Genomic DNA, 24369 nt, shown 5'->3' with positions numbered 1-24369 from the left:
CTCCGATCCGGTGACGCCGCAACTCTACTCTCCGGTCTCGGCCTGCTCCCAGAGCGCCTCGAGCTCGGCGGTGAAGCGGCGGCGGTCGGTGCGGTGGGGGTCGTGGCCGCCCGAGTCCCACCACGACAGCCGGGCGCCGGGCCGGGCGGCGGCGATCGCCTCGGCGTGGAGCGGCGGCGCCAGCGCGTCGCTGCGGTCCTGGCAGGCCAGGAGCGGGCAGCGGATGGCGGCGAGCTCGGCCTCGATGGTCCACCGCTCCGCCCACTCCGAGGCGGTCCAGAGCCGGTGCCAGGCGCCCGCCACCTCCTCCCAGTCGGCCCCGTGCACCCGACGGAGGTTGCGGCGCAGCGCCTCGTCCCAGCCGCCGGGCGCACCCATCCGCCGCAGCGTGCCCACCGTGACCGGGTCGCTGCGCACGTGGGTGGCGACGGTGGCGACGCTGAGCACCAGCTCGGGACGGCGGGCGGCGCAGAGCAGCGCGATGGTGCCGCCGTCGCTGTGGCCGACGAGGTGGGCGGGGGCGGCGCCGCGGTCGAGGAGCACGGCGGCGAGGTCGGCGGCATCCTCGTCGAAGAGCCGGTCGCCGAACTCGCGGTCGCGGCCCGAGGCGCCGAAGCCGCGGCGGTCGTAGGCGATCGCCCGGCGCCCCCCCGCCGCCGCCGGGAGGAAGGGGTTCCAGGCCGCCGCGGTGCCGACGCCGTGGTGGAGCCAGACCGTCGCGGGGGCCCGCCCCGGGTGCTCCTCGACGTGGATCTCCATCGCCTCCAGTTTCGCTCACGCGAGGGGCGCCCGGCAGCGTGCGACCACCCCCGCCCACACCGGTGCGCAAGGTTGCCCGCGGAGCGCGGTCATACTCACACACCGATGCGACGGATCCTGGTCGCGGCCCTCGCCGGGCTGCTCGCCGCCGCCCTCGCACCCGCCGGCGGGGCGGGGGCATCCCTCCTCCCCGAGCCGCTGCTCTCCGGGGTGCAGGGGGCGTTGCCGCGCCCGGCGCTGCCCGCGCTGCCAGGCCTCACCCCGCAGCTGCCGGCGCTCACCCTGCCGGCGGGGCTGGGCGCCGCCGCCCCCGGGGGGCGGCAGCGGCAGAGCCTCAGCAGCGCGCTGGCGCTCGGCCTGCCCGGGCTCGACGCGGTCGGCGGGGGAGGGGACGACGCCGGGGTGCGCGACGCCTTCCCCGGGACCGGCGTGCCCCGGCCGCCCGCCAACCTCAGCCCCGACGTGCTCGTCAACCAGGACCGCTCGGCGATGCCGCACAACGAGACCTCGGTGGCGATCAACCCGCGCAACCCGCAGAACCTCGTGGTCGGCGCCAACGACTACTCGCTCGGCTTCGGCAGCTCCGGGTTCTACGCCAGCTTCGACGGCGGCCAGAGCTTCTTCGGCGGGGTGCTGCCGATGCCCTCGGTGGTCTTCACCCCACCGGTGCCGGCGCTGCCCAGCCCGGTACCGCCGGTGGCGAAGACGGCGATCGCCCTCGACGGCGGCGGCGACCCCGCGGTCGCCTTCGACCGCGACGGCGTCGCCTACTACGCGGAGATCAACTTCCACCGCACCGGCTGCGTCAGCGGCATCTTCGTGCTCCGCTCCAGCAACGGCGGCCAGACCTGGAGCCGCCCGCTGTCCGGCCAGCCGCAGCCCGGCGACACCCGGCGCAGCGGGGACGGCGTGGTCGCGGTCAACGCCAACGACAACGACTGCCAGATCTTCTACGACAAGGAGTACATCGCCACCGGGCCGCGCCCGGCCGGCGTCCCCGCCGACCCCCAGGCCGACCGCGCCCACCTCTCCTCGGACCGCCTCTACATCGTGTACTCCGAGTTCAGCCAGGTGCCGCCGCTGGCGGTGCAGCCCTACGCGGGCCCGGCCCTGGGCCTGGGGTCGCCGACCTTCATGGCCTACTCGGACGATCAGGGGCGGCACTGGAGCACCCCGGTCTACGTCAACGGCGCCAGCCACGCCCTCTGCAGCTCCGGCGGCCTCGGGAACGTGAGCCTGCCCTCGCCGCTGCCCTCGCTCCAGGCGCCGCTGAGCGTGGGCCTGCCCCCGGCGCCACCCGGCCTCGACATGTGCGTGGACAGCCAGGGCGCGGTGCCCGCCGTCGACCCCCGGAGCGGCGCCGTCCACGTCACCTTCGCCAACGGCGACAACCCCGCCTGCCCCAACGGCCAGGTGCTGGTCGTCTCCTCGACCGACGGCGGGGTGACCTGGACCCGCGAGCCCGGCCAGGCGGCCTGCCTGGTGGTGCCGCTGCCCCAGGCGGGCGACCAGGCCTGCCCCCAGGAGCCCGCCGGCCAGGAGATCCTCAGCGGCTACTGCTTCCGGGTGCCGAGCGCGACCCAGCAGTCGGTGACCGTGAACCCGCTCGACGGCAGCGTCCACGTCGTCTACCAGGACAACCGGAACGGCGGCAAGGACTGGGATGCGGGCAAGCCGGGGGCGAAGCCCTCGGACATCGACATCTTCGCGACCGCCTCCAGGGACGGCGGCCGCACCTGGGCGCCGGCGGTGCGGGTGAACCAGGATCCGCTCGGCGACCACCGCGACCAGTTCTTCCCCTGGTCGGCGTACGGCCCCGACGGCACCCTCTACGTCTCCTACCTCGACCGCTCCCCGGACCCGACCGGCCGTCTGATCGGCCGCAGCCTGGCGGTCTCGCACGACGGCGGCGCCACCTTCTCGGCCCGGGCGGTCTCGAGCGGCCTCTTCGACGGCAACCTCGGCTTCCGCAAGGGCAGCTTCCTCGGCGACTACACCGGGATCGCCGCCGGCGCCCTGGGCTCGTACACCACCTGGCCGGACACCCGCCGCGCCGGCGTCGTCGTCAAGGGCGACAACCCCACCGACCTGTGGTCGGACATCGTCGGCTACGCCAGCGCCGCCGGCAGCGCCGGTCCCCGCCCGCGCTCCCTCCCGGCCGCCGGTGTGACCGGGAGCGGCGGGGTGGTGCCGGCGCCCCGGCCGGCCGCCGAGGACGCGCCCACCACCACCTACGGCCCCGACCCCGCCGCCGCCTCGCCGGCGGCCCCGGCGCGGCCGCTCGCCGCGGCGGTGCCGGCGCCCTCCCGGATCGCGGACGTGCTCGGCGGCTTCCTCTGCGGCCTGGTGGTGATGGGCGCGTCGTCGCTCGGCGCCCGCCGGCGCCGCCGCGGCCGCGGCTGACGCTCCGGGTTTTCCACACCTACTGTCAGCCGCCCCCGTGGAGCCGTATGCTCCGTTTCCGAGGTGCGCATCGTGGGTAGCCGTAGATCCCGGGCGACAGCTGGGACATGCACGGCTCCGACCGATGGAAGTTGCGCCCGGGTCGGTGGAAATGGTGGGATTCACGACGAGGGGGACCGCGATCGTCGATGCGATCGGCTGCGCGTGCCCCCGCAGGGAAGGAGCTAGTGGGAGCACACCAGGGCACCGGGTATGAGGACGGCGTCGCGAGGATGCGGCGCCTGCTCGACCAGATGTCGGCCGAGGTGGCCGTCCTCGATCCTCCGGTGCCCGCCGGGCCGGAGCTGAGCGCCGCCCCGACGGCACCTGCGACCGCGCCACCGCGGCGGCGGCGCGTCCGGTCGCGTCCGGCCGCGCCCGCGTCTCCGGCCGCCGCCGAGGCCACCGCGGCGTCCGCGCCGGCCCCGGTCGCGGTCGCGACGGCGCCACCGGAACCGGCGGCGGCCGAGCCCGTGGCCGCGACCCCCGAGGCGGTGACGGCGTCGCGGCGCCGGGCCCGGAGGTGGCTGCCGCCGCTGCTGAGCACGCTCGCCGTGATCGCGCTCAGCGCCGGCCTCTGGCGCCTCTTCGGAGCCGGCCTCCAGGGCTGGGTGGTCGGCCTCGGCATGGACGACGAGCGTGGCGCGCTGCTGGGGACCCTGCTGGTCACCGGCGGGTCCGCGGCGGTGGTGGTGGCCGCCGGCGGCGGCGTGCGCGCCGCCCGGATCGGAGGCGTGCTCAGCCTGCTCGCCATCGAGGTCGGCCCCTTCCTGGTGCGGGGCACCCGCACCGCCACCACCGAGGGGCTCACCGCCCACCTGCGGGTCCGGGGCTGGATCCTCCAGCCGCTGGGCATGATCCTCCTCGCCCTGCTCGTGGTCAGCGTCGGTGCCGCCCTCGGCCAGCTGCTGCGCAGCGACCTCGCCGGGGTGGTGCGGGCGGTGCGGCGGAGGCGCGGCGCCTGGGCGGGCCTCGGGGCGCTGGTGCTCTTCGCGGCGGTGGCCTCGGGCCCGGCGATGACCGCGGTGCAGGACGGCCCGATCAGCGCCCTCTACGACTACTCCTCGCCGGCGACCGGCGGCGCCCACAACGCCGGCGGCGGCCCGGCGCTGGCGGCGGGCGGCACCACCGTACCCGGCGCCCAGGGCGCCGCCGCGCACGCCGTCGTCGCCGACACCCTGCCGGGACGCCAGCGCCCCGGACACCTCGAGTCCTTCAGCGTCGACAACCGGCCCGCTCTGGTCTACCTCCCCGGCGACTACGCCGCCGAGCGGAGCCGCGACTTCCCGGTCATCTGGTTCCTCCACGGCTACCCCGGCAACGAGGACAACTGGATCGGTGACGGCGCCCAGCTGCCCCAGGTGCTCGACCAGCTGATCGGCTCGGGCGAGCTCCCCCCGGTGATCGCGGTGATGCCCAACGGCAACGGCCAGGCGCTGAGCGACGCCGAGTGGGGCAACGGCCAGCGCGGCGACCGCGTCGAGGACTGGCTGATCACCCGGGCGGTCCCCGAGGTCGACCACCGCTACCGCACCCTCGGCGTCCCCTTCCGGGGGGTGGCCGGGCTGAGCTCGGGGGGCTTCGGTGCGGTGAACCTGGCGATGCGCCACCCCGACGTCTTCCGCTGGGCGGCCAGCTACTCCGGCTTCTTCGACGCCCGCCGCGACCTCTTCGGGCCCGCCGCGGTCGCGGCCAACAGCCCCAGGCTGCTCGCACCCCAGCTGGCCCCGGTGGCGCGGATGCCGCTGTTCCTGGGCGCCGGCCAGAGCGACACGGCGTTCCTCCCCCAGCAGGCGAGCTTCGTGCAGGAGCTCGGCCGCCTCGACTGGCAGCCGGTGCACCAGGACCTGGTCGCGGGCGGCCACGGCTGGGAGGCCTGGCGCCTGGAGATGGTCCACAGCCTGCAGTGGCTGGGCGGTCTCTGGGGCTCCGACCCGGGCACGCCGCAGTGCCGGATGACCTGCAATGGTTAGCGTCGACCCGCGGCTGCGCCGCCGGCTGCCTCAGACCGCCACCGGCGCGGGCGTCCGCGGCGGCGCCGCACTGGCCCTGATCGGTGCCTGGGTGTCCATCCTCGCCGCCCGTCCGCACCTCGTCCCGGGGCACGGCCCGACCCCCCCGGGGCTGGTGGTCGCCGGCACCGCGGCGATCGCCGCCCTCGCCCTCGGCATCTGCCTGGGGCGCCCGCTCGCCTGGTGGACCACCGCCGGGGTGCTCCTCGCCGGCATCAGCGCCGCCGCCCTCGCCCCGGTGCATCCCTGGCGGGCCGCCTGGATGCTCGCCGGGGCGGCGGTGCTGCTGGTGCTCGCCTACCCGGTGCGCCGCGGCGCCGTGCCGGCCGGCGCCGGCCGCGGCCTGGCGGTCGCGGGGGTGGCCGCCGAGACCCTCGCGCTGGCCCTCGGCGCCCACGCCCACGCCGGACCGGTGCCGGTGCCGTTCATGCTCGGCGGCTTCGCCGCCGGCGCGGTGGTGGCCCGCTACCCGCGGGGCGGCCGGCTGCTCCGCAGCGTCACCCCCGGCGACCTCGAGCGCGCCCGGAGCGCCCACGGGCGCACCCACATCAGCTGCTTCGTCGCCACCACGGACAAGCGGGCGGTGGAGCTTCCCGGGGGCGCGATCAGCGCATTCCGGACCCTCGGCGGGGTCGCCCTCTGCGTCGGCGACCCGCTGGCCTCCCGGGAGGCGCAGCCGGCGGCGATCCAGGAGTTCACCGCCGCCTGCTCGCGCCGCGGCTGGGAGCCGTGCTTCTACCAGACCGCCCCGGGGCTGCGTGACGCCTACCGCGCCGCCGGCATGCGGCTGCTGAAGTTCGGCGAGGAGGCGGTCGTCGACCTCACCACGTTCACCCTGGCGGTGCCGGAGCGGGGCAACCTCCGGCGCGAGGTCTGCAGGGCGGGCCGCGCCGGGCTCACCGCCACGATCGCCCCCTGGGCCACCGCCGAGCCGCTGCTCCGCGGCGAGCTCGAGCCGGTGTCACGAGCGTGGCTGCAGCGGCGCTCGAACCGGGAGATGGGCTTCTCCCTCGGCCGTTTCCAGGAGACCGTCGACCCCGGCGCCTGGCTGGTGGTGGTGCGCGGGCCGGGCGGGGTGGTCCACGCCTTCAGCTCCTGGCTCCGCCTCGGGCACGACGGCATCGCCCTCGACCTGGTGCGGCGCCATCCCCGGGCGGGCCCCGGCGCCGTCGACCTCTGCCTCACCGAGGCGCTGCTCGAGGCCCAGCGGCGGGGGATGAGGGTGGCCTCGCTGGGCTCGGTGCCCTGCCGCGACTCCGCCGGAGACGCCCCCGACGGCCGCCTGGCGCGGGCGGTCCGCCGGGTCCTCTACGGCCACGGCCTCGGCGGCTACCAGTACCGGTCGCTGGCGCGCTTCAAGAACAAGTTCGCCCCTCGGTGGGAGAGCCGGGACATCGCCCTCCGCGGCGGGCCCTCGTCGCTGCGGGTGCTGGGCGCGCTGCTCGCGGTGCACGCCGGACGGAGCCGCCGGGCAGGGTAGGCCCGGGCCGGTCACCGGCGCCGGCGCGGCGGGGGCGCCCTCCGCCGCCTCCCCGGAGGTTCCGCCACCCGCGCCCGCCGGTTTCGCCGCAGGGCGAGCAGGGTCGCGGCGGTGAGCAGCACCGCGCCGGCGGCGAGGACGATGGCGACGGTGTCGGTGCCGCTTCTCGGTGGCGACGCTCCCGGGGGCGCGACCAGCGCGAACTCGCCGAGGGCGCCGGTGTCGGCGGCGTAGGAGTCGCCGGCGAGGGCTCCCAGCGGCTGGGTCTCCAGCCGGGTCCAGGCATTGCCGGCGAATCGCTCGATGCTGGGGCTGCCGATGCCCGCGGGGCCGCGCAGCACCACGGTCACCGTACGGCCGGGCCGCACCGCCAGGGGCGCACCGGCGGCGGCCACGCTGACGTCGTACACGTTGCCGGCCACCTCGCCGCCGATCGGTGCCGCGGGAGGAGGGTCGACGGGAGCGATCGTCGCCGTCACCGCGGTCGCTCCCGTGGGCACGATGAACGAGCCCCGGGCGGCGAGCAGCTGCGCCTGCGGAGGCATCTCCGCGGTGGCCGGGCTCAGCGCCGGGCTCTGCCCGCCCTCGAGCGGCCTGGTCGCTCGGGCGCCGGACGGCCGCGGCGTCGAGCCCAGCCCGGGCGGCGGATGCAGGTAGCGATACGGCTCCGCCTGGGCGGTGAGGCCCTCGTACATCGGAGGCGAGGGGAGGGGCGAGGCCCGCCAGGTCAGCGCCAGGAGCACCGCCCCCACCCCGAGCGCGATCACGGCGCGGCCGGGTGCGCTGCGTTCCACGTCGCAATGGTATGCGGGCGGCCGGCCGTGCCCGGAGGGCGCGGCCTGCTTGAATGGGGCGGTGTCGCCGACCCGGTTCGCCGTCGCCGGAACCGCCTTCGCCGCCATCCGCGAGCACCTCGAGGCCATCCTCCCGGGCGTATCGGTCGAGATGGTGCCGGTCTCGCGGCTGCGCGAGGGCGGTCACGCCGCCGAGGTGCTGGTGCCGGCGATGAGCCGGGTCGACGGCGAGCTCATGGACGCGGTCGAGGGGCTGCGCCTGATCCAGCAGTGGGGCGCGGGGCTCGACGGCGTCGACATCGCCGCGGCGACCGGGCGCGGCATCCTGGTTGCCAATGTTCCGGCCGGAGGTGGCGGCAACGCGGAATCGGTCGCGGAGTGGTGCGTGATGGCGGCGATCGCGGTGAGCCGCCGGCTGCCGGTGCTGCAGGAGGGACCCGCAGCGGGTCGACGTGGGGCGGTCCCATCGGCCGCGCCCTGGCCGGTCGCACCGCCGGCATCGTCGGCCTGGGCGGTATCGGCCAGGCCCTGGCGCTCCGCCTGCGTCCCTTCGGGATGCGCCTGATCGGGGTGAGGCGCCGGCGCGACCCGGAGCTCGCCGCCCGGCTGGGGCTGGACTGGCTGGGCGGCGCCGACCGGCTGCCCGACCTGCTCCGCCAGAGCGACTGCCTCTTCCTCTGCCTGCCCCTCACCGATGCGACGCGGGGCCTGATCGACGCCGGCGCGCTGGCGCTGCTGCCCGACGGCGCCTGCGTCGTCAATGCCGGGCGCGGCGGCGTCGTCGACCAGGCGGCGCTGCTCGACGCCCTCGACCGCGGCCTGCTCACCGGCGCCGCGCTCGACGTCTTCGACCAGGAGCCGCTGCCCGCCGGGTCGCCGCTCGCCGGGCGCAGCGACGTGCTCGCCACCCCGCACATCGCGGGGGTGACCGACGTCTCCTACCGCGGCATCGCCGAGCGCGTCGTCGAGAACGTGCGCCGCCTCGACGAGGGCCGGCCGCTCCGTGACTGCGTGAACGCCGGACCGGTGGCGGCTCAGGCCAGCCGGGAGAGCTGATCCACCTGCTCGGCCGAGAGGCGCAGGGTGGCGGCGGCCGCGTTCTCCTCGAGGTGGGCGACGGAGCGGGTGCCGGGGATGGGGAGCATCACCGGCGAGCGGTGGAGCAGCCAGGCGAGGGCGAGCTGCGCCGGGGTCGCCCCCAGCTCGTCCGCCATGGTCTGCAGCGGGCTGCCCGGCCGCGCCAGCTGTCCGGTCGCGAGCGGGAACCAGGGGATGAACCCCAGGCCCTCGTGCTCGCAGTGGTCGAGCACCGCCTCGTGCTCGCGGTCGGCGAGGTTGTAGCGATTCTGGACGCTGACGATCTCGGCGATCCGCCGCGCCTGCTCGATCTGCTCCGCGGTCACCTCGGAGAGGCCGATGTGGCGGATCAGCCCCTCCTGCTGGAGGGCGCGCAGCTCGCCCACCTGGTCCTCGAGCGGCACCAGCGGGTCGACGCGGTGCAGCTGGAACAGGTCGATGCGCTCGAGGCGGAGCCGGCGCAGGCTCATCAGGCACTCCTGGCGGAGGTACTCGGGCCGTCCCAGCGGATGCCACCGGTCCGGCCCGGTCCGCACCAGGCCCGCCTTGGTGGCGATCACCAGGCCGGCCGGGTAGGGGTGGAGCGCCTCGGCGATCAGCTCCTCGGCAACGTACGGGCCGTAGGAGTCGGCGGTGTCGATGAGGTCGATCCCCAGCTCGACGGCGCGGCGCAGCACCCGGATCGCCTCGTCGTGGTCGGGCGGGTCACCCCAGACCCCGGGCCCGGTGAGCTGCATCGCGCCATAGCCGAGGCGGTGCACCACCAGGTCGCCGCCGAGGGTGAAGGTGCCGCTCTCGGTCGCGGGACGGTCGCTGACGCTGCGCATGGCAGTCCTCCATGACGGGCCTGCACCCCAGTCTGGAAGCCGGGACCGCGAGGGTCAAACCGGCTCGGCGCCGTTCCTTGCCCGGCAGGCGGGCACCCGCTCACCCACCCATCGGAGGATGTGGGTGCGCCGCAGCATCCACCCCTTGCCCACCGGGACGCGGCTGAGCACATCCTGCTGGAAGGTGCGGTAGAGGTCGTCGCTGAGCGTCCGGCCGTCGTTCCAGCCTGGCTCCGGGTCCTCGCCGAGGGCGTCGGCGAGGAGGGCGAGGGCGAGGTCCTGAGGGCTGGGCCCGTCGTAGCCCCAGGCGAAGCCCTCGGGCGACTGCCGGACGATGTGCACCAGCGGCCGCCAGCCGTCGACGGTCACCTCGTGGATGCCGTCCTCGACGCGGAAGCGGCCGCGGTAGATGCGCTCACGGGCGCGGGGGCGGTAGTAGGGGCTGTCGGGCGGCGTCTCCATGGGCGCTCCACTCTACGGGCGAACATGCGTTCGCCGCAACCCCCGGTCCGGCCTCGCCGGGGGCCCGCTCAGCGAGCCGCCGGCTCCGGGGCGACCGCCTCGTAGCGGCGCAGCACCGTCTGGAGGATGGTGTCGGTGTCGGCCAGCTCCCGGGCCCACCCGGCCATCACCTCCCGGCCCGTGGAGGTGGTGGCGTAGCAGCGCCGCCCCGGACCCGATTCCGAGCGCTCCCAGTGGGAGGTGATCATCCCCCCGTCCTCGAGCCCGTTGAGGGCGCGGTACACGGCGGGCATGTCCCAGCGGACGCCGCCGAGGTGCTCGAGCCGCTGGTTCAGCTCGTAGCCGTAGCCGGCCTCCTCCTCCAGCAGGATGAGCAGGCAGGGCTGCAGCAGGTTGCGTGGACGGAACGTCTCTCCGGCGTTCCGCCAGTCGCGGTGTTCTCCGCTCATCGTGCCGTCCCCTCGTCGGCCGGCCGGCGCCGGCCCTGGCCCCCGCACGCCGGGGGTCGTGGATCGGTGACCTCGCTCTCCTGTCCAAACTGACAGCTTGACCCCGATCCGGTCAAGCGCCGGTTCTCGGCAGGGGACGGCCGCATGCCAGACTACCTCGCATCGATGAGCGCTGACGTCGACCCGCCTCCGCCCGAGGAGCCCGCCGAGAAGACCGGGATGCGCAACGCCTGGGGGCGCATCGCCGGCGAGTACGAGCGGCTCTGGACCGAGCGCACCGCCCCCTTCACCGCCCGCGGTCTCGACCTGCTCGCGCCCGACCCGGAGGGGAACGGCTGCGACATCGCCTGCGGACCGGGGGTGACCGCCCGCGCGCTCGCCGACCGGCTGCCCCGGGGGAGCACCCTGGGCCTCGACTTCGCGCCGCCGATGGTGGCGCAGGCCGCGGCGCGCTTCGCCGGTCCGGGGCTCGGGTTCGCCGTCGACGACGCCGAGCGGCTGTCCCAGCCCGACGCCGCCTTCGACGTGGTCACCTGCAGCTTCGGGCTGATGTACTGCTACGACCCGCGGGCGGCGCTCCGGCACATGGCCCGGGTGCTGCGTCCCGGCGGCCGCCTGATGGTGGTGGTCTGGGGCGCGGCCCCGCGGGTGTGGTTCTCCCCGGTGATCGACCTCATCGAGAGCCGGGCGCGCTACTACGCCAGCGTGTGCCCGATGATGTTCTTCTACGGGCTCCCCGGGGTGCTGTCGCGGATGGTCGCCGAGACCGGGCTCACCGTGCTGCACGACGAGGCCGTCGGCGGCCGGATGCGCTTCCCCTCGGCGGAGGTGGCGGCGGACGCGGGCATCCTCGGCGGCCCGCTGTCCGGGCTGTACGTCAACCGCCTCGACCCCGAGCAGCAGCGGGAGGTGCGCGACGCCATGGTCGCCCACGTCGGCGCGGTGGCGGTGGCGGAGGACGGCGGGCTCGGCGCCCCCGCCGAGGTGGCGGTGGTGGTCGCGGAGAAGGCCTCAGCCTGAACCCGGGTCGCGCAGCCCGCGGCCCTCGTAGTTCATCGAGCCCTCGCGGGTCACGGCGGTGAACTGCACCCGGTCCTCGGGGTCGCCGGTCACGACGTACTCGCTGTGGCCGGGGAGCGTCTGGCCCGGGGGGACGCTCCGACCGTCGACCACGTGGACGCCGCCGAGGACCCGGACCCGCGCGCCCTTGTCGGTCTCGAAGAGCCAGGCGACGTCGGCGGCGTCGCCGCGCAGTGGATGCAGGGTCTCGCCGGAGCGGTCGCACACCGTCACCTCGTAGCCGGTGAGGTTGAGCCGCGACGACTGCCGGATGCGGAAGCTGGTGCGCATCGGCGCGAGTCTAGCCGGGCAGGCAGCTACACCCCGGCGAGCCGCCAGACCAGCCGCGACACCGGGGTCAGCAGTCCCAGCTCGGCGCAGAGCTGGCGGCTCTTGCGCACCGAGTCGGCGATGAAGCGGCGCCCCTCGGGCGAGCGGTACGCCCGCCGCACCACCGCGCGCGGGATGCCGCAGTTGCGCACCATGTCGGCGGGAGGCACCAGCATGATGTGGGCGAGCAGCGACAGCTCCAGCGGCGCCAGCAGCGAGAGCACGGTGCGCCGGAACCGGCTGAGCCGGGGCACCTCGAGGCGCAGCACATGGCGGGCGAAGGTCAGGTGACGGGCCTCCTCGGTCACGTGGATGCGCATGATCCGCTCCACCAGCGGGTGCTCGATGCCGTCGCGGAGCAGCATCCGCTGGATGTGGTCGATCGGATCCTCGCCCCCCATGACGGCGACGAAGAACACCGTCGGGAACATCTTCGCGACCGGGATGGAGAGCATCGCGACCGGGACCCGCACCAGGGCGGGCATGCCCCGCACCGGCAGTCCGGAGCGGTTCACCAGCTCCTGGAACATCAGCGTGTGCTGCGACTCCTCGATCAGCTCGTGGTGGATGTAGCGGAACTCCGGGGTGCCGTTGGGCAGCTGCATCGCCCGCGCCAGCAGGCCGCGCTGGAGCAGGTTCTCGAAGTGCCAGCCGATCTTCATGTAGGCGGCGACCCGGTACAGGCAGACCCGCGAGCGCACCTCCCGGGGCTGGGAGCGGTACCACTCGGTGGTGGCCAGCGGGTCGAAGTCGGGCAGCTCGAGGCGCGGGTCGTCGGCGGTGAGCGCGCACTCGGGGGCGTCCCAGTCGACGTCGGTGTAGGCGTCGAAGTGCTTCTCGACCGAGGCGCGGTTCAACCGGGCGGTCAGCGAGCGGAAGCCCTCGTCGCTCTGCGCATCGCCGCGCTGCTCCTGGTCCAGGACCGTGGCCATCGACCCTCCTCCCGATGTCGCCGGCAACGCGTCAGATGGACATGCTACATCGACTGATGATGTACCGCACGCCCCGGCGAAAGTCCCACTCCCACCGGACCTCGTTGGGTAGGGTTGCGCGAATGCTGGGGTCACGGTCGCGCCGCCGTCCCGCGGCGGTGCTCGCCGCCGGGGCGGTGCTGCTCGCGGTCGCGTGGCTCGCCGGGCCGGCGTCGCAGCCGGCCCTCTACGACGGCCTCGCCACCGCGGAACCCTACCGGTACTGCCAGCCGCCCCCCGGTGACGCTCAGCAGAAGCCGCCGTCGACGATCGACCACAACCTTCCGGTGGTGAACGGCCAGAGCCCGGCGATCGCCGACGGCACCGAGGAGCAGCCGCCCCAGGCCGAGCTGCTCGCCCCGGCGAACGCCTTCGCGGTGCCGCCGGGGGCGGTGACCATCCGGGTTGCCATCCTCTGCGCGCCGTCGCCGCGGCTGCTGCCCCTCGACGGCCGCCTCGACGGCAACGTCTACCAGTTCGTCGTCTCCGCCAACGGCACCCCGCTCGCCCTCCGCCCCGGACAGCAGGTCACCGTGGTGCTGCGCGGCCCCGCGGGCACCCCCAACCCGGTGTTGGAGCGGTTCGCCGACGGCCAGTGGATGAGGCTCGACACCCAGCCGCTGGGGACCTCCCCGGACAGCTACGCGGCCAACGTCACCGCGCTCGGCACCATCGCGCTGGTGGTCTCGAACGCGGTGGTGCCGGTGGTCGTCCCCGACCACACGCTGGTGTACGCCGCCGTGGCCGTGGCCGCGGTGGCGCTGCTCGCCGCCGCCACCCTGCTGACCCTGAGGGGCCGCTCCCGCCGGCGCTAGACGCCGCCGTTCAGGAGCCGACCAGGGCGAGCACGGTGCTGCGGGTGTCCTCGAGGGTGCCGGACAGCTGGAACACGCCCCTGTGGAAATGGCCGAGCTCCATCTGGGTGATCGGGAAGTGGTCGGTCGCGGTGGTCTTCGCCACCACGCCGGGGAGCAGGAAGGGGTTCGACGACTCGCTCAGGCTGGCCGCCGCCCGCATCAGCCCCTCGCGGGTGAGGTCCGCGCCCGCCCGCCGCAGCGCGTCGACGACCATGTAGGCGTTGCTCATCCCGGTGAGGTAGAAGACGTTGCTCTGGTCGGCGCCGGGCAGGTACCTGGTCATGATCTGCTGGTACAGCGGGATGCCGGGGAGGGTGGCGTCGGCGGGGTTGCCGGGGTCGAGCTCGAACCCGACGCTGGTGATGCCCTCGGTGGCGTCCGCCGACCCGGCGGCCCTGTCGACGGCGTTGATGATCGTCGAGGCGGCGGAGGTGTACGACAGCATGATCCGCGGGTGCCAGCCGAGCCTGTACGCGCTCACCATCGTCTGGATGGCGAACCGCGCGGTGGCGAAGATGAAGAGCGTGTCGGCACCCGAGCCGCGCAGCCGGGCCACCTGCGACGAGAGGTCCGCGGCGCTGACGTCGTAGGGCTCGCGGTCGATGATCTGGCGGGCGGAGTCTCCCAGCCCATGCTCGAGCCCGGTCATGTAGTCCTGGCCGAAGTCGTCGTTCTGGTACAGCACCCCGATCCTCGCGCCGGGGGCGATCTGCCTGACGTGGTCGGCGTAGATCTTCGACTCGGTCGCGAACGTCGGCAGCCAGCTCATGCTCCAGGGGTACCTCCGGTAGTCGGCGCCCCAGGTCGACGCGCCGCTGGTGACGAAGAGCTGCGGCACCTTCCTGTCGTTCAGGTACTGGCGCACCGCCATCTGCTGCTGGGTCCCGAAGCCGCCCACCATGGCGAACACCCTGTCCTGCTGCACCAGCTGGCGGGTCAGCTGCACCGTCTGCGGCGGGCTGTAGCCGTCGTCGAGAACCCGGTAGTCGATCCTGCGCCCGTTCACCCCGCCGTGGTCGTTGACGTACTGGAAGTAGGCCTGGGTGCCCTTCGGGATGACCCCGTACGCCGAGGCCGGCCCGCTCAGCGCGAACGTCGTCCCGAGCACGATGGAGCCGGCGGTCACCCCGGTGGAATCGCCGTGCGGAGCCGCTCCCGTGGCGGCGCCGCCGCCACAGGCGCTCAGGGTGACCGCCACCGCGGCGATGACCGCGCCGACCGGCCGGTGATGGCGACATCTCACTGCCTGACCTCCGTTTCCTCGGCTCTGTGAGCCTCGATGACCATGGCGACCCCGCGCAGCTCCGCGGAGAGGAGTGCGGCCTCGGCGCCGGTCGCGGGCGGCGTGCGGCGGCGAGAGAACCGCTGCTGCGTGCTCGCGGCGGCGCGCTGGAGCAGGCCCGCGAGACCGGTGGGCGCCACCAGCACGACCAGGATGAGCAGCACCCCCTCGATCACCGCGGGTGCGGCGGTGCCGACCCGGGGGATGTCCTGTGCCCGGATCGGCAGGAACTCGACGAACAGCGCCCCCAGCACCGGGCCGAGCATCGAGCCGACGCCGCCGACCACCGCGCCGACGAGGACGGTGATGGAGAGCTGCGGGCCGAAGCTGTCGGGGTTGACGAAGCCGGCGAGATCGGACAGCAGCGCCCCGGCGATGCCCGCGCAGAACGCCGAGATCCCGAAGGCGGCGGCGCGGTACAGGGGCACGTTGATCCCGGACGCACGCGCCGCGGCCTCGCTGTCGCGCACCGCCACCAGCGCGCGCCCGAAGCGGCCGCGCACGAGGTTGACGGCGAAGACGAGCAGCAGCGCGGCGATCCCCCAGCAGAGGTAGTACTGGCACTGCTCCTGGGTCAGCGGCCCCACCGGCGCGGCGCTGCTCACCACGATGCCGCGGGCGCCGTTGGTGAGGGGGACGGCCTCCTTCAGCAGCGCGGGCGCGGCCAGCGACAGCGCGAAGGTCGCCAGTGCCAGGTAGATGCCGGTGAGCCGTGCCGCGGGGATGCCGACGACGATGCCGACGACGGTCGCGAGCACACCGGCGACGGGGATGGTGAGGTAGAGGCTCCACCCGGCGGTGGCGACGAGGATGGCCGACGCGTAGCCGCCGATCGCCATGAAGGCGCCCTGACCGAGCGAGATCTGCCCCGAGAACCCGGTGAGCAGGACCAGTCCGAGGATCGCGATCGCGTAGACGCCGGCGTAGGCGAGGTCGTAGGTGACGAAGTCGGGGAGCAGCAGCGGCGGCACCGCGAGCAGGCCGAGGGCGACGGCGCCGGGCAGGAGCGGACGGCGCCGGCCGGCGGCGGGCGGCGCGCCGGTCATACGCGCTGCGCGTCCGGGCGTCCGAGCAGCCCCGAGGGCCGCACCACCAGCACCCCGACGATGATCGCCAGCGCCACCACCAGCCGCAGCGACGCCCCGATCGAGCCGAGGTAGGTGCCGGCGAGGTTCACGGTCACGCCCACGATGGCGCCGCCGACGACCGCGCCCAGCGCGCTGTCGATCCCGCCCAGCACCGCGGCGGCGAGGGCGTAGACGGCGACGGTCTGCATGAAGTTCGGCTCGAGGAACACGACCGGCGCCACCATCATCCCCGAGACCGCGCCGACCATCGCCGCCAGCCCCCAGCCGAGCGCGAGCATCCAGCCGACGCGCACCCCGAGCAGCCGGCTGGTGACCGGGTCGAGGGCGGCGGCGCGCATCACCAGTCCCAGGCGGGTGCGCTGGAAGAACCCGTACATCAGCACCATCACCACCAGCGAGGCGCCGATCAGGCCGAGGTCCTGGTAGCTGATGGCGACGCCGTCGACGGTGACGGTGCGCGCGCTGAAGGGGCTGGGGAACGCCTTCAGCATGTACAGCCAGATCGCGCCGGCCAGCCCGTTGAAGACGGTGGCGAGCCCGATGGTGACGATCACCGTCGCCAGCACCGGCCCGCGCTCGACCGGACGGATGACGGTGCGCTCGACCCCGACCCCGATGGCGAAGGCGGCGACCACGGCGAGCAGGAACGCCGCCAGGTAGGGCATCCCCGTCTCCAGGAGCGACCAGGCGATGAAGGTGGTGAACATCGCGATCTCGCCCTGGGCGAAGTTCACCACCCCCATGGCCCGGTAGACCAGGACGAAGGCCAGTGCCAGGCTGGCGAAGATGCCGCCCGAGGCGAGGCCGCTGACCACCTGCTGGCTGAGCTGGCGCATCTCAGTCGCCGAGGTACGAGCGGCGCACCGAGTCCTCGGCGCGCAGCACCTCGCTGCGACCGGAGACGGCGACCGCGCCGGCCTCGAGCACGTACCCGTGCACGGCGGACCGCAGCGCCAGGCGCGCGTTCTGCTCGACCACCAGCACCGCCATCCCCAGCTCGGCGCTGATGGTTCGCACCACCTCGAACACCTCCTTCACGACCAGCGGGGCGAGCCCCAGCGAGGGCTCGTCGAGCATCAGCAGGCACGGGCGCATCATCAGGCCGCGGGCGATGGCGAGCATGCGCTGCTGGCCGCCGCTCAGCGTGCCGGCGAGCTGGTCGCACCGCCTGCTCAACCAGGGGAAGTAGTCGCTGAGCCGATGCCGGTCGGCGCGCACGTCGCGGTCGCGGCGGAGGTGCGCGCCCATCCGCAGGTTCTCCTCCACGGTGAGCCTCCGGTACACGCTGCCCCCCTGGGGGACGTGGGCGACCCCCCAGCGGGCGATCTGCTCGGCCGACGCCCGGTCGATGGCACGGCCGTCGAGGCGGATCGCCCCCGAGCGCCGGACCGTCCCGGAGATCGCACGCAGGGTCGTGGTCTTGCCCGCGCCGTTGGCGCCGAGCACACAGACGATCGACCGCTCCGGGACGGTGAGCGACACGCCGTGGAGGACGGTGTTGCCGCCGTACCCCGCGACCACGTCAGTGAGCTCGAGCATCGTCCTCGTCCTCGTCGATGCCGAGGTAGGCGTCGATCACCGCGGGATCGGTGCGGATCTCGGCGGGGGTCCCGGTCGCGATCGCACGGCCGAAGTCGAGGACGACGATGCGGTCGCAGAGCGACATCACCAGGTTCATGTGATGCTCGATGAGCAGGATGGCGAGGGCGTACTCGTCGCGAACCCGCCGGATCAGCGCGATGAGGCCGTCGACCTCGCCGCGGCTCAGCCCGCCGGCGGGCTCGTCGAGCAGCAGCAGGCGCGGCCGCGACACCAGCGCACGGGCCATCTCGGTGAGCTTCTGCGCCGCGTACGGGACCGCGGCGACGGGCTGGTCGGCGAGCCGCTCGATGCCGACGGTGCGCAGCGCCTCCCGAGCACGGTCGCGAGCCGACGCCTCGTTCCGCCGCACCCGGGGGGCGCGGATCCCGGCGGTGAGGAAGGCGCCGTCGATGCGGACGTGGTCACCGACGAGGACGTTCTCCAGCACCGACATCGAGGCGAAGAGCTGGAGGTTCTGGAAGCTGCGGGCGATGCCCCGTCGCACCATGCCATGGGCGGGGGTGCGGAGCAGGCTGGTCCCGTCGAACACGATGTCGCCGGCATCCGGGCGGTAGGCGCCGGTGATGCAGTTGACCATCGAGGTCTTGCCCGCACCGTTGGGCCCGATCAGCCCGCAGATCGCGCCCGGCGCGACGTCGAAGCCGACCCGGTCGAGGGCCACCACCCCGCCGAAGGCCAGGCTGACGTCGCGAACCTGGAGAAGGGCGGGTGCGACGCCGGCCGGGTGCGCGCCGGGACGGCCGTCCCATCGCGCCGGCTCGAGGCCGGCGGTGAGAGTGACACCACACCTCCCCCCACGACCAGCCACCATGGTTCAGAGCGTACTGTCCGGCACGCCGCCCGCCATTGTGCAGACTGCCCCGGATCCGTCCCGGCTCAGCGGGTGTCCGCGACGGTGCGCGCCCCCGGCTGGGGGGAACGTCTCGACGAGCCGGGCGCGGCCGGTGCCGACGTACCGGGACACGGTGACAGGAATCGGATCGCCTGGATTGCCTCTCCGGCTCGCCGGGTTTGCGGTTTCGAGAACCGCCCGTGAGGCTGGCGCGGAGCAGTCGTGAATCCCGGCGGCAGCGTCTCCGCAAGTCGATGTGGTGGGGTGGGATTTTCCATCAGGAGGCCGCCATCGTTGAGCTGGAACGGGAGTGACCGGGGTCGCAGTGTTTTTGGTGACTGCAGTCACCCAACCCGACGGTTCAACAGCGCGTGACCGCGGTCAGCCGCGGTGGCGGTCGCCCACGTCCAATCTGCGTCGATCTGAGACGGACCTCGCCGATTGGAGTACACTGTCGCAAAGCATCCCTCGTTGTCGCGCGCGGATCGACGATTGCGTGCACCTGGCGGCGGTGATCCGTGAGTCGCAATCCCTGGAGGAGCGTGACCACAACCCTGATGCGGGTGCGTCCCCTGCTGCCGGTCATCGCCTTCCGTCTCTCCAGCGGGCTGGTCGTGACGGTCGCGGCCGCCGGCGCGCTGGCGCTGCACCGCCTGGTGCGCCGGCGTACGGAGGTCGCCGGTCGCCGCGCCGAGGAGCGCGTCACCGAGCAGGTGCGGCTGCACGCCGAGCTGGTCCAGAGGGCGCGCAGCTTCCGCGCCCTCTTCGAGGACAACCCGCAGCCGATGTTCGTGTGGGAGGCGGGCACCTTCCGCATCCTGGCGGCCAACCAGGCGGCGGTCGTCCAGTACGGCTACACCCAGGAGGAGCTCCTCGTCATGGCCATTCCGGACCTTCGCTGGCCGGACGAGCACGCGCAGTTCACCGAGATCGCCGCGGCCATCGCCGTCGAGGGGAGGAGGGAGTTCCAGGGGATCCGCCATCGCACCAAGAGCGGGCGCGCCTTCGACGTCGAGATCCAGGTTCGCGAGGTCGACTTCGAGGGACTGAGGGTGTGGTTGACCGTCATCGACGATGTCACCGAGCGGATCAGGCTGAACCGCGAGCTCGAGCACCAGGCGTTCCACGACTCGCTGACCGGGCTCCCCAACCGCGCGCTCTTCCACGACCGCGTCGAGCACGTGCACCGGCGGCTGCTGCGGAGCTCGCGCCGGTACGCGGTGCTCATGCTCGACCTCGACAACTTCAGGACCGTCAACGACGGCTTCGGCCACTCCGCGGGCGACGAGCTCCTCCTCGAGGTGTCGAGCCGGCTCGCCGCCGGGGTGCGGCCGGCCGACACCGCCGCGCGGCTGGGCGGCGACCTGTTCGGCATCCTTCTCGAGGACCTGGTGGGGGAGGGGGAGGCGGTCGAGGTCGCCGGCCGCATGGTCCTCGCCATGCGGCGGCCGTTCGCGGTCGCCGGGCGCTCGGTCACCCTCGGCGCCACCATCGGGATCGCCCTCTCGGGCGATGCCGCCGCCGCGGCCACCGACGTGGTGCGCAACGCGGACGTCGCCCTCTTCGCCGGCAAGGCGGCCGGCAAGGATCGTCACCGGCTGTTCTCCGAGGAGATGCACGCCGCCGTGCTCGGCCGGATCACCCTGGAGCAGGAGCTTCGCGAGGGGATCTCCCGGGAGGAGTTCGTCCTCCGGTACCAGCCCAAGGTCGACAGCCGGAGCGGCGCGGTGGTCGGCGTCGAGGCGCTGGTCCGGTGGAACCACCCGCGGCGGGGGCTGCTGGCGCCGGACGCGTTCCTGGCGCTGGCGGAGGAGAGCGGGCTGATCGTGGAGCTGGACGCCTGGGTGCTCGACACCGCGTGCCGCCAGGCGAGCGCCTGGGCGCGATCCGGGGCCGGGCCGGTGTCGATCGCCGTCAACGTCTCGGGACGGGACCTCGCCGGCCACGCGCTGCTCGAGCAGGTGCGCCGGGTGCTGCGCGAGACCCCGCTCGATCCCCGGCTGCTGCAGCTGGAACTCACCGAGAGCGCCGCGGTGCAGCAGGAGGGGGAGGCGCTGTCGATGCTGCGGGAGATCCGGGCGCTCGGGGTCCACATCGCCATCGACGACTTCGGCACCGGCTATTCGATTCTCAGCCGCCTGCAGGACTTTCCCATCGACATGCTCAAGATCGACCGCTCCTTCATCACCCGGATCACCAGCATGGACTCGGAGTGCCCGATCGTGTCGGCCACGGTCGCCATGGGGTTGGGGCTCGGGCTCGAGGTCGTCGCCGAGGGGGTCGAGACCGAGCAGCAGCGGATGTATCTCGTCCGCCAGGGCTGTGGCCAGCTGCAGGGATACCTGATCAGCCGCGCGGTCGAGCCGGACCTGATCCCTCCGATGCTGCGGGTCTCACCGCTGCCACCGATCGAGGACATGCGCTGGGCGGCTCTGGAGAGCGCCCTCCATGTGACCGCCCTGGAGCCGCCGGTCGACGACCTGGTCCGCGGGCTGCTCGTCGAGCTGCAGCGGCTGACCGGTCTCGACTCCGTGTACCTGACCCGCCTCCACCGGGAGCGGGGCGACCAGGAGACCCTGTTCAGCCGCGGTTCCTCGCCGATCAGCGCGTCCGGGTGCGGCACCCTCGCGCCGCCGGACGATCGGCGGACCTCCGTCGGTGTGCCGGTCATCCTCGGTGACGGGAGCATCTTCGGCACCCTCGGCGGCGACAGCGAACGCCGTGTTCCCCTGTCGGATCCGGGGCTCGAGGTGATGCGGATCTTCGCCAGCCTCATCGCCGCCCAGATCCCGATCCCCGCCGGCGCCGACGGCGCATCGTGAGCGAAGGGCCACGCGATCGTCGCGCCGCGCCGGTACGATCCCGGCATGGCGAACCGCCTGACCCGGGTCCCCGACCGGCCGGTGCCCGCACTGCCGCGCTGGGCGGCTCCGGCCGTCCCGGTCGCGGACCTGTTCATGCTCGCGATGGCGTCGCGGCCGAGCTCGGGGTCGCTCCGCAGGACGTGGGTGACGCCGGCGACGCTGCGGATGTGCATCGCGGTGGTGGTGACGTGCGTGCTCGGTGGCGGCCTCGCCGCCTCTCGGGCGGTCCAGGTGAGCGCGGCCGCCGTCGCTCTCGACGCCGGCCTCCTGCTCCTCGCCCTCGGCGCCGGGGCGGTGGCGGTGGTCGGACTGGCCCAGCGCCGGCGCTGAGGTCATCCTCGGGGATGACGTCTGCGGAGCGATGCGCCGGCGGCCGTCCCTGACGTACGGTTCGGAGGTATGGCCAGGACCGCGCCGGCGCAGCGCGCAGACGCCGGATCGATCCGCGATCGGGTTCTCGACGTGGGCCTCACCGTGCTCGTGGCCGCGGTCTCGCTCGCCTGGGCCGTCGGCGTCCGCGAGGAGCGCCACGTGGTGTCCGCCAGCGCCTTCGGTGTCGTGCTGGCACTCTGGTCCAGCCTTCCGCTGCTGGTGCGCCGGCGCTGGCCGGTCGCGGTCCTCGCGGCCGTCGAGAGCGCGGTGGTCGTGGGGCTGGTGCAGGCCACCCCCGACCTGCGCCTCGGCGGCCCGGCCCTGGTCGTCGCCATGTTCACCGTGGCCACCCGCTCTCCGCGCCCCCGGGCCCTGGGGGCCGCGCTTGCGGTCGCCGGGTGCAACGGCCTCGTCCTGGTCGTCGCCTATCTCCTCGGCCGCAGCGGTGCGCTCCACGACCTCGTCGCGGACACCATCCTCGTCGCCGGTGCCTGGGCGATCGGCGACAACATCGGCACCCGTCGCGCCTACCTCGCGGCGCTCGAGGAGCGCGCCGAGCGGCTCGAGCGCGAGCAGACCGTGGTGTCGCAGCGCGCCGCCCTCGCCGAGCGGGCGCGGATCGCGCGGGAGCTGCACGACGTCGTCGCCCACCACGTCAGCGCCATCGCGGTGCAGGCCGGCGCCGCCGAGGAGCTGGCCGAGCGTGACCCGGCGCGTGCCCGCGCCGTCCTGGCGACCATCCAGGCGACCAGCCGCGAGGCGCTGGCGGAGATGCGCGCGGTCGTCGGGGTGCTGCGCGAGGAGGGCGACGGGGTGACCCTGGCGCCGCAGCCGGGCCTCGGTCAGCTCGCCCAGCTCGCCGCCCAGAGCCGGTCGGCGGGGCTCGACGTGCGGGTGCGTGTCGACGGCCCGCCGGCACCGCTGCCCGACGCGCTCGACGTCTGTGCGTACCGCATCATCCAGGAGGCGCTGACCAACACCCTGAAGCACGCGGGCGCGACCCGTGCCGAGGTGACGGTGCGGTACACGGAGGACGGTGTGGAGCTCAGCGTGGTCGACGACGGCGGCGTCGCGACCGTGCCCACCTCCCTGCCCGGCGCGGGTCGCGGGCTGGTGGGGATGCGCGAGCGCGTCGCCCTGTTCCGGGGCCGGCTCGACGCCGGCCGCATCCCCGGTGGCGGCTTCCGGGTCGTCGCCCACCTGCCCACGGGCTCCTGGCCGCGTGATCCCGCCTGAGGCCGGGACCGCCGGCGTCCCGGAGGGACCGGAGACGATCCGCGTCCTGATCGCCGACGACCAGGCGCTGGTGCGGGCGGGCTTCCGGATGGTCGTGGAGTCGCGGCCGGACCTCGCGGTCGTCGGCGAGGCCGCCGACGGGGCCGAGGCGGTGGCGCTCGCCGCCGAGACCCGCCCCGACGTCGTCCTCATGGACATCCGCATGCCGCTGATGGACGGCATCGAGGCGACCCGGCGGATCACGTCCCTCGAGGGCGACCCACCCACCCGCATCCTGATCCTCACCACCTTCGACCTCGACCAGTACGTCTACGACGCCCTCCGCGCCGGGGCCGCAGGCTTCCTCCTCAAGGACGTCCCGCCCGCTGAGCTCGCCGCCGCCATCCGCACCGTCGCCGCCGGCGACGCCCTGCTCGCGCCGGTGGTGACGCGGCGGCTCATCGAGCGCTTCGTCGCCCTGCCCTCCCCCCGCCGGGCCGACCCGGGCGTGCTCGGCGAGCTGAGCGGGCGCGAGGGCGAGGTGCTCCGCCTGATCGCGCGCGGGTACACCAACCAGCAGATCGCCGAGCAGCTCGTGCTCAGCACCGCGACGGTGAAGAGCCACGTGGCCCACCTGCTGATGAAGCTCGGCCTGCGCGATCGCACCCAGGCGGTGGTGCTCGCCTACGAGACCGGCTTCGTCATCCCCGGCAGCTGAGGTCCTCCTCGAGACTCATCCTCGAGGATGACCAGGATCGTCTCGGAGATGGACGACAGGAGCGGCGGCGGTGCCGATGATGGGGAGCGACCCGACCACCGCTCAGGAGACCCACCGAGCATGGCATCCGTCGCACCGCTCCTCGATCCCGACGTCGACGACGACAGCGGGCGGCCATCGCCCCTCCGGTCGCCGGGCATCGCCGTCCGGGCCATCCGCAGCACCGGGCTCACCAAGATGTACGGCGGCGTCCGCGCCGTCGACGGGCTCGACCTCGACGTGCCGAGAGGGTCGATCACCGGCTTCGTGGGACCCAACGGCGCCGGCAAGACGACCACGATCCGCATGCTCCTCGGCCTCATCCGTCCCAGCGGCGGCAGCGCGGAGGTTCTGGGCGAGGATGTCAGCAACCCGGCCGCGTACCTCTCGCGGGTGGGCTCGCTGATCGAGGGACCCGCGTTCCATCCGGCGCTCAGCGGGCGGCGCAACCTCGAGGTCCTCGCCAGCCTCGGCGGGTACACCCGCGGGCGTGTCGACGAGGTGCTGGAGATCGTCGACCTCACCGATCGCGCCCGCGATCAATACCGCCGCTACTCGCTCGGCATGAAGCAGCGTCTCGGCGTCGCCGCCGCGCTGCTTCCCGACCCCGAGCTGATCGTGCTCGACGAGCCGAGCAACGGCCTCGACCCGGCGGGCATCATCGCGATGCGCTCCCTGCTCCGGTCGCTCCGGGAGCGCGGCACCACCGTGTTCGTGAGCAGCCACCTCCTCGGCGAGGTCGAGCAGCTCGCCGACTGGCTGGTCGTCCTCGACCACGGACGCCTGCTCTTCCAGGGCCCGATCGCCGACCTGCTGGCGCGCCGGCAGACCCGGCTGC

The 24369-nt window shown here is 74.3% G+C and carries 24 protein-coding genes; 12 read left to right on the top strand and 12 right to left on the bottom strand.

Going from position 1 to position 24369, the window contains the following annotated elements:
• Positions 1-24 precede the first annotated feature (24 nt).
• Positions 25-759, bottom strand: a complete 735-nt coding sequence (locus tag VGL20_06475) for an alpha/beta hydrolase (GenBank protein HEY2703317.1) — start codon at positions 757-759, stop codon at positions 25-27.
• A gap of 105 nt (positions 760-864) precedes the next feature.
• Between VGL20_06475 and VGL20_06470 the strand changes: the two genes are divergently transcribed.
• The 3 genes from VGL20_06470 (at position 865) to VGL20_06460 (ending at position 6693) form a co-directional block, all read left to right on the top strand.
• The gene (locus VGL20_06470; protein HEY2703316.1) at positions 865-3162 is read left to right on the top strand and encodes a sialidase family protein; all 2298 of its coding nucleotides are present in this window, start codon (positions 865-867) and stop codon (positions 3160-3162) included.
• Between the two features lie 227 nt (positions 3163-3389).
• Positions 3390-5174: an alpha/beta hydrolase-fold protein gene (locus VGL20_06465; protein HEY2703315.1), complete on the top strand. Its 1785-nt coding sequence runs from the start codon at positions 3390-3392 to the stop codon at positions 5172-5174.
• A complete protein-coding gene (locus VGL20_06460; protein ID HEY2703314.1) occupies positions 5167-6693 on the top strand; it encodes a DUF2156 domain-containing protein in 1527 nt (508 codons plus the stop codon). Before VGL20_06465 ends, VGL20_06460 begins: the two co-directional genes overlap by 8 nt.
• Before the next feature lie 11 nt (positions 6694-6704).
• On the opposite strand, the gene VGL20_06455 is transcribed toward VGL20_06460, so the two are convergent.
• Positions 6705-7487 carry a hypothetical protein gene (locus tag VGL20_06455; protein ID HEY2703313.1) on the bottom strand — a complete coding sequence of 261 codons (783 nt, stop codon included), beginning with the start codon at positions 7485-7487 and terminating at the stop codon, positions 6705-6707.
• A 61-nt stretch (positions 7488-7548) separates the two neighbouring features.
• Here VGL20_06455 and VGL20_06450 point away from each other — a divergent pair, with 61 nt between their 5' ends.
• Together VGL20_06450 and VGL20_06445 are read left to right on the top strand one after the other, a co-directional pair.
• Entirely contained in the window at positions 7549-8052 is a 504-nt protein-coding gene (locus tag VGL20_06450) for a hypothetical protein (protein HEY2703312.1), read from the top strand.
• Positions 7953-8543 (top strand): NAD(P)-dependent oxidoreductase, encoded by a 591-nt coding sequence (locus tag VGL20_06445; GenBank protein ID HEY2703311.1) that lies wholly within the window; start codon positions 7953-7955, stop codon positions 8541-8543. Before VGL20_06450 ends, VGL20_06445 begins: the two co-directional genes overlap by 100 nt.
• Here VGL20_06445 and VGL20_06440 read toward each other — a convergent pair.
• The 3 genes from VGL20_06440 to VGL20_06430 form a co-directional block, all read right to left on the bottom strand.
• On the bottom strand, positions 8522-9391 hold the full coding sequence (locus VGL20_06440) for an aldo/keto reductase (protein HEY2703310.1): 870 nt from the start codon (positions 9389-9391) through the stop codon (positions 8522-8524). The two genes, VGL20_06445 and VGL20_06440, sit on opposite strands and share 22 nt — an antisense overlap.
• 54 nt (positions 9392-9445) lie before the next feature.
• Positions 9446-9853 (bottom strand): DUF6166 domain-containing protein, encoded by a 408-nt coding sequence (locus VGL20_06435; protein HEY2703309.1) that lies wholly within the window; start codon positions 9851-9853, stop codon positions 9446-9448.
• A 68-nt stretch (positions 9854-9921) separates the two neighbouring features.
• Positions 9922-10302, bottom strand: a complete 381-nt coding sequence (locus tag VGL20_06430; GenBank protein ID HEY2703308.1) for a PadR family transcriptional regulator — start codon at positions 10300-10302, stop codon at positions 9922-9924.
• A gap of 165 nt (positions 10303-10467) precedes the next feature.
• Between VGL20_06430 and VGL20_06425 the strand changes: the two genes are divergently transcribed.
• On the top strand, positions 10468-11322 hold the full coding sequence (locus VGL20_06425; protein ID HEY2703307.1) for a class I SAM-dependent methyltransferase: 855 nt from the start codon (positions 10468-10470) through the stop codon (positions 11320-11322).
• Here the strand turns inward: VGL20_06425 and VGL20_06420 are convergent.
• Entirely contained in the window at positions 11314-11652 is a 339-nt protein-coding gene (locus VGL20_06420) for a hypothetical protein (GenBank protein HEY2703306.1), read from the bottom strand. The genes VGL20_06425 and VGL20_06420 overlap by 9 nt on opposite strands.
• Before the next feature lie 26 nt (positions 11653-11678).
• A complete protein-coding gene (locus VGL20_06415) occupies positions 11679-12623 on the bottom strand; it encodes a diiron oxygenase (GenBank protein ID HEY2703305.1) in 945 nt (314 codons plus the stop codon).
• A 122-nt stretch (positions 12624-12745) separates the two neighbouring features.
• Here VGL20_06415 and VGL20_06410 point away from each other — a divergent pair, with 122 nt between their 5' ends.
• Entirely contained in the window at positions 12746-13477 is a 732-nt protein-coding gene (locus VGL20_06410) for a hypothetical protein (protein ID HEY2703304.1), read from the top strand.
• 10 nt (positions 13478-13487) lie between these two features.
• On the opposite strand, the gene VGL20_06405 is transcribed toward VGL20_06410, so the two are convergent.
• Genes VGL20_06405 through VGL20_06385 form a run of 5 tightly spaced genes read right to left on the bottom strand, consistent with a single transcriptional unit; the run spans position 13488 to position 18302 of the window.
• Positions 13488-14762, bottom strand: coding sequence for an ABC transporter substrate-binding protein (locus VGL20_06405; GenBank protein ID HEY2703303.1), 1275 nt, complete (start codon positions 14760-14762; stop codon positions 13488-13490).
• Positions 14759-15847: a branched-chain amino acid ABC transporter permease gene (locus VGL20_06400; GenBank protein ID HEY2703302.1), complete on the bottom strand. Its 1089-nt coding sequence runs from the start codon at positions 15845-15847 to the stop codon at positions 14759-14761. Before VGL20_06400 ends, VGL20_06405 begins: the two co-directional genes overlap by 4 nt.
• The gene (locus VGL20_06395; GenBank protein ID HEY2703301.1) at positions 15844-16725 is read right to left on the bottom strand and encodes a branched-chain amino acid ABC transporter permease; all 882 of its coding nucleotides are present in this window, start codon (positions 16723-16725) and stop codon (positions 15844-15846) included. The genes VGL20_06400 and VGL20_06395 overlap by 4 nt, the downstream gene beginning before the upstream one ends.
• 1 nt (position 16726) lies before the next feature.
• Positions 16727-17428 (bottom strand): ABC transporter ATP-binding protein, encoded by a 702-nt coding sequence (locus tag VGL20_06390; GenBank protein ID HEY2703300.1) that lies wholly within the window; start codon positions 17426-17428, stop codon positions 16727-16729.
• Positions 17412-18302, bottom strand: a complete 891-nt coding sequence (locus VGL20_06385; protein ID HEY2703299.1) for an ABC transporter ATP-binding protein — start codon at positions 18300-18302, stop codon at positions 17412-17414. The genes VGL20_06390 and VGL20_06385 overlap by 17 nt, the downstream gene beginning before the upstream one ends.
• A 563-nt stretch (positions 18303-18865) precedes the next feature.
• Here VGL20_06385 and VGL20_06380 point away from each other — a divergent pair.
• The 5 genes from VGL20_06380 to VGL20_06360 form a co-directional block, all read left to right on the top strand.
• Entirely contained in the window at positions 18866-21145 is a 2280-nt protein-coding gene (locus VGL20_06380) for an EAL domain-containing protein (protein HEY2703298.1), read from the top strand.
• Between the two features lie 45 nt (positions 21146-21190).
• Positions 21191-21517 carry a hypothetical protein gene (locus VGL20_06375; GenBank protein ID HEY2703297.1) on the top strand — a complete coding sequence of 109 codons (327 nt, stop codon included), beginning with the start codon at positions 21191-21193 and terminating at the stop codon, positions 21515-21517.
• Positions 21518-21586: 69 nt separating this feature from the next.
• Positions 21587-22795, top strand: a complete 1209-nt coding sequence (locus tag VGL20_06370; GenBank protein HEY2703296.1) for a sensor histidine kinase — start codon at positions 21587-21589, stop codon at positions 22793-22795.
• Positions 22782-23492, top strand: coding sequence for a response regulator transcription factor (locus VGL20_06365; GenBank protein HEY2703295.1), 711 nt, complete (start codon positions 22782-22784; stop codon positions 23490-23492). Before VGL20_06370 ends, VGL20_06365 begins: the two co-directional genes overlap by 14 nt.
• A gap of 120 nt (positions 23493-23612) precedes the next feature.
• On the top strand, positions 23613-24369 hold a 757-nt coding region (locus VGL20_06360), incomplete at its 3' end, for an ABC transporter ATP-binding protein (GenBank protein ID HEY2703294.1).

The sequence above is a fragment of the Candidatus Dormiibacterota bacterium genome (assembly GCA_036495095.1).
GTDB lineage: Bacteria > Chloroflexota > Dormibacteria > Aeolococcales > Aeolococcaceae > CF-96.
The sequence above is the reverse complement of the archived record's forward strand: the minus strand, read 5'-3'. Positions and strand labels throughout refer to the sequence as shown.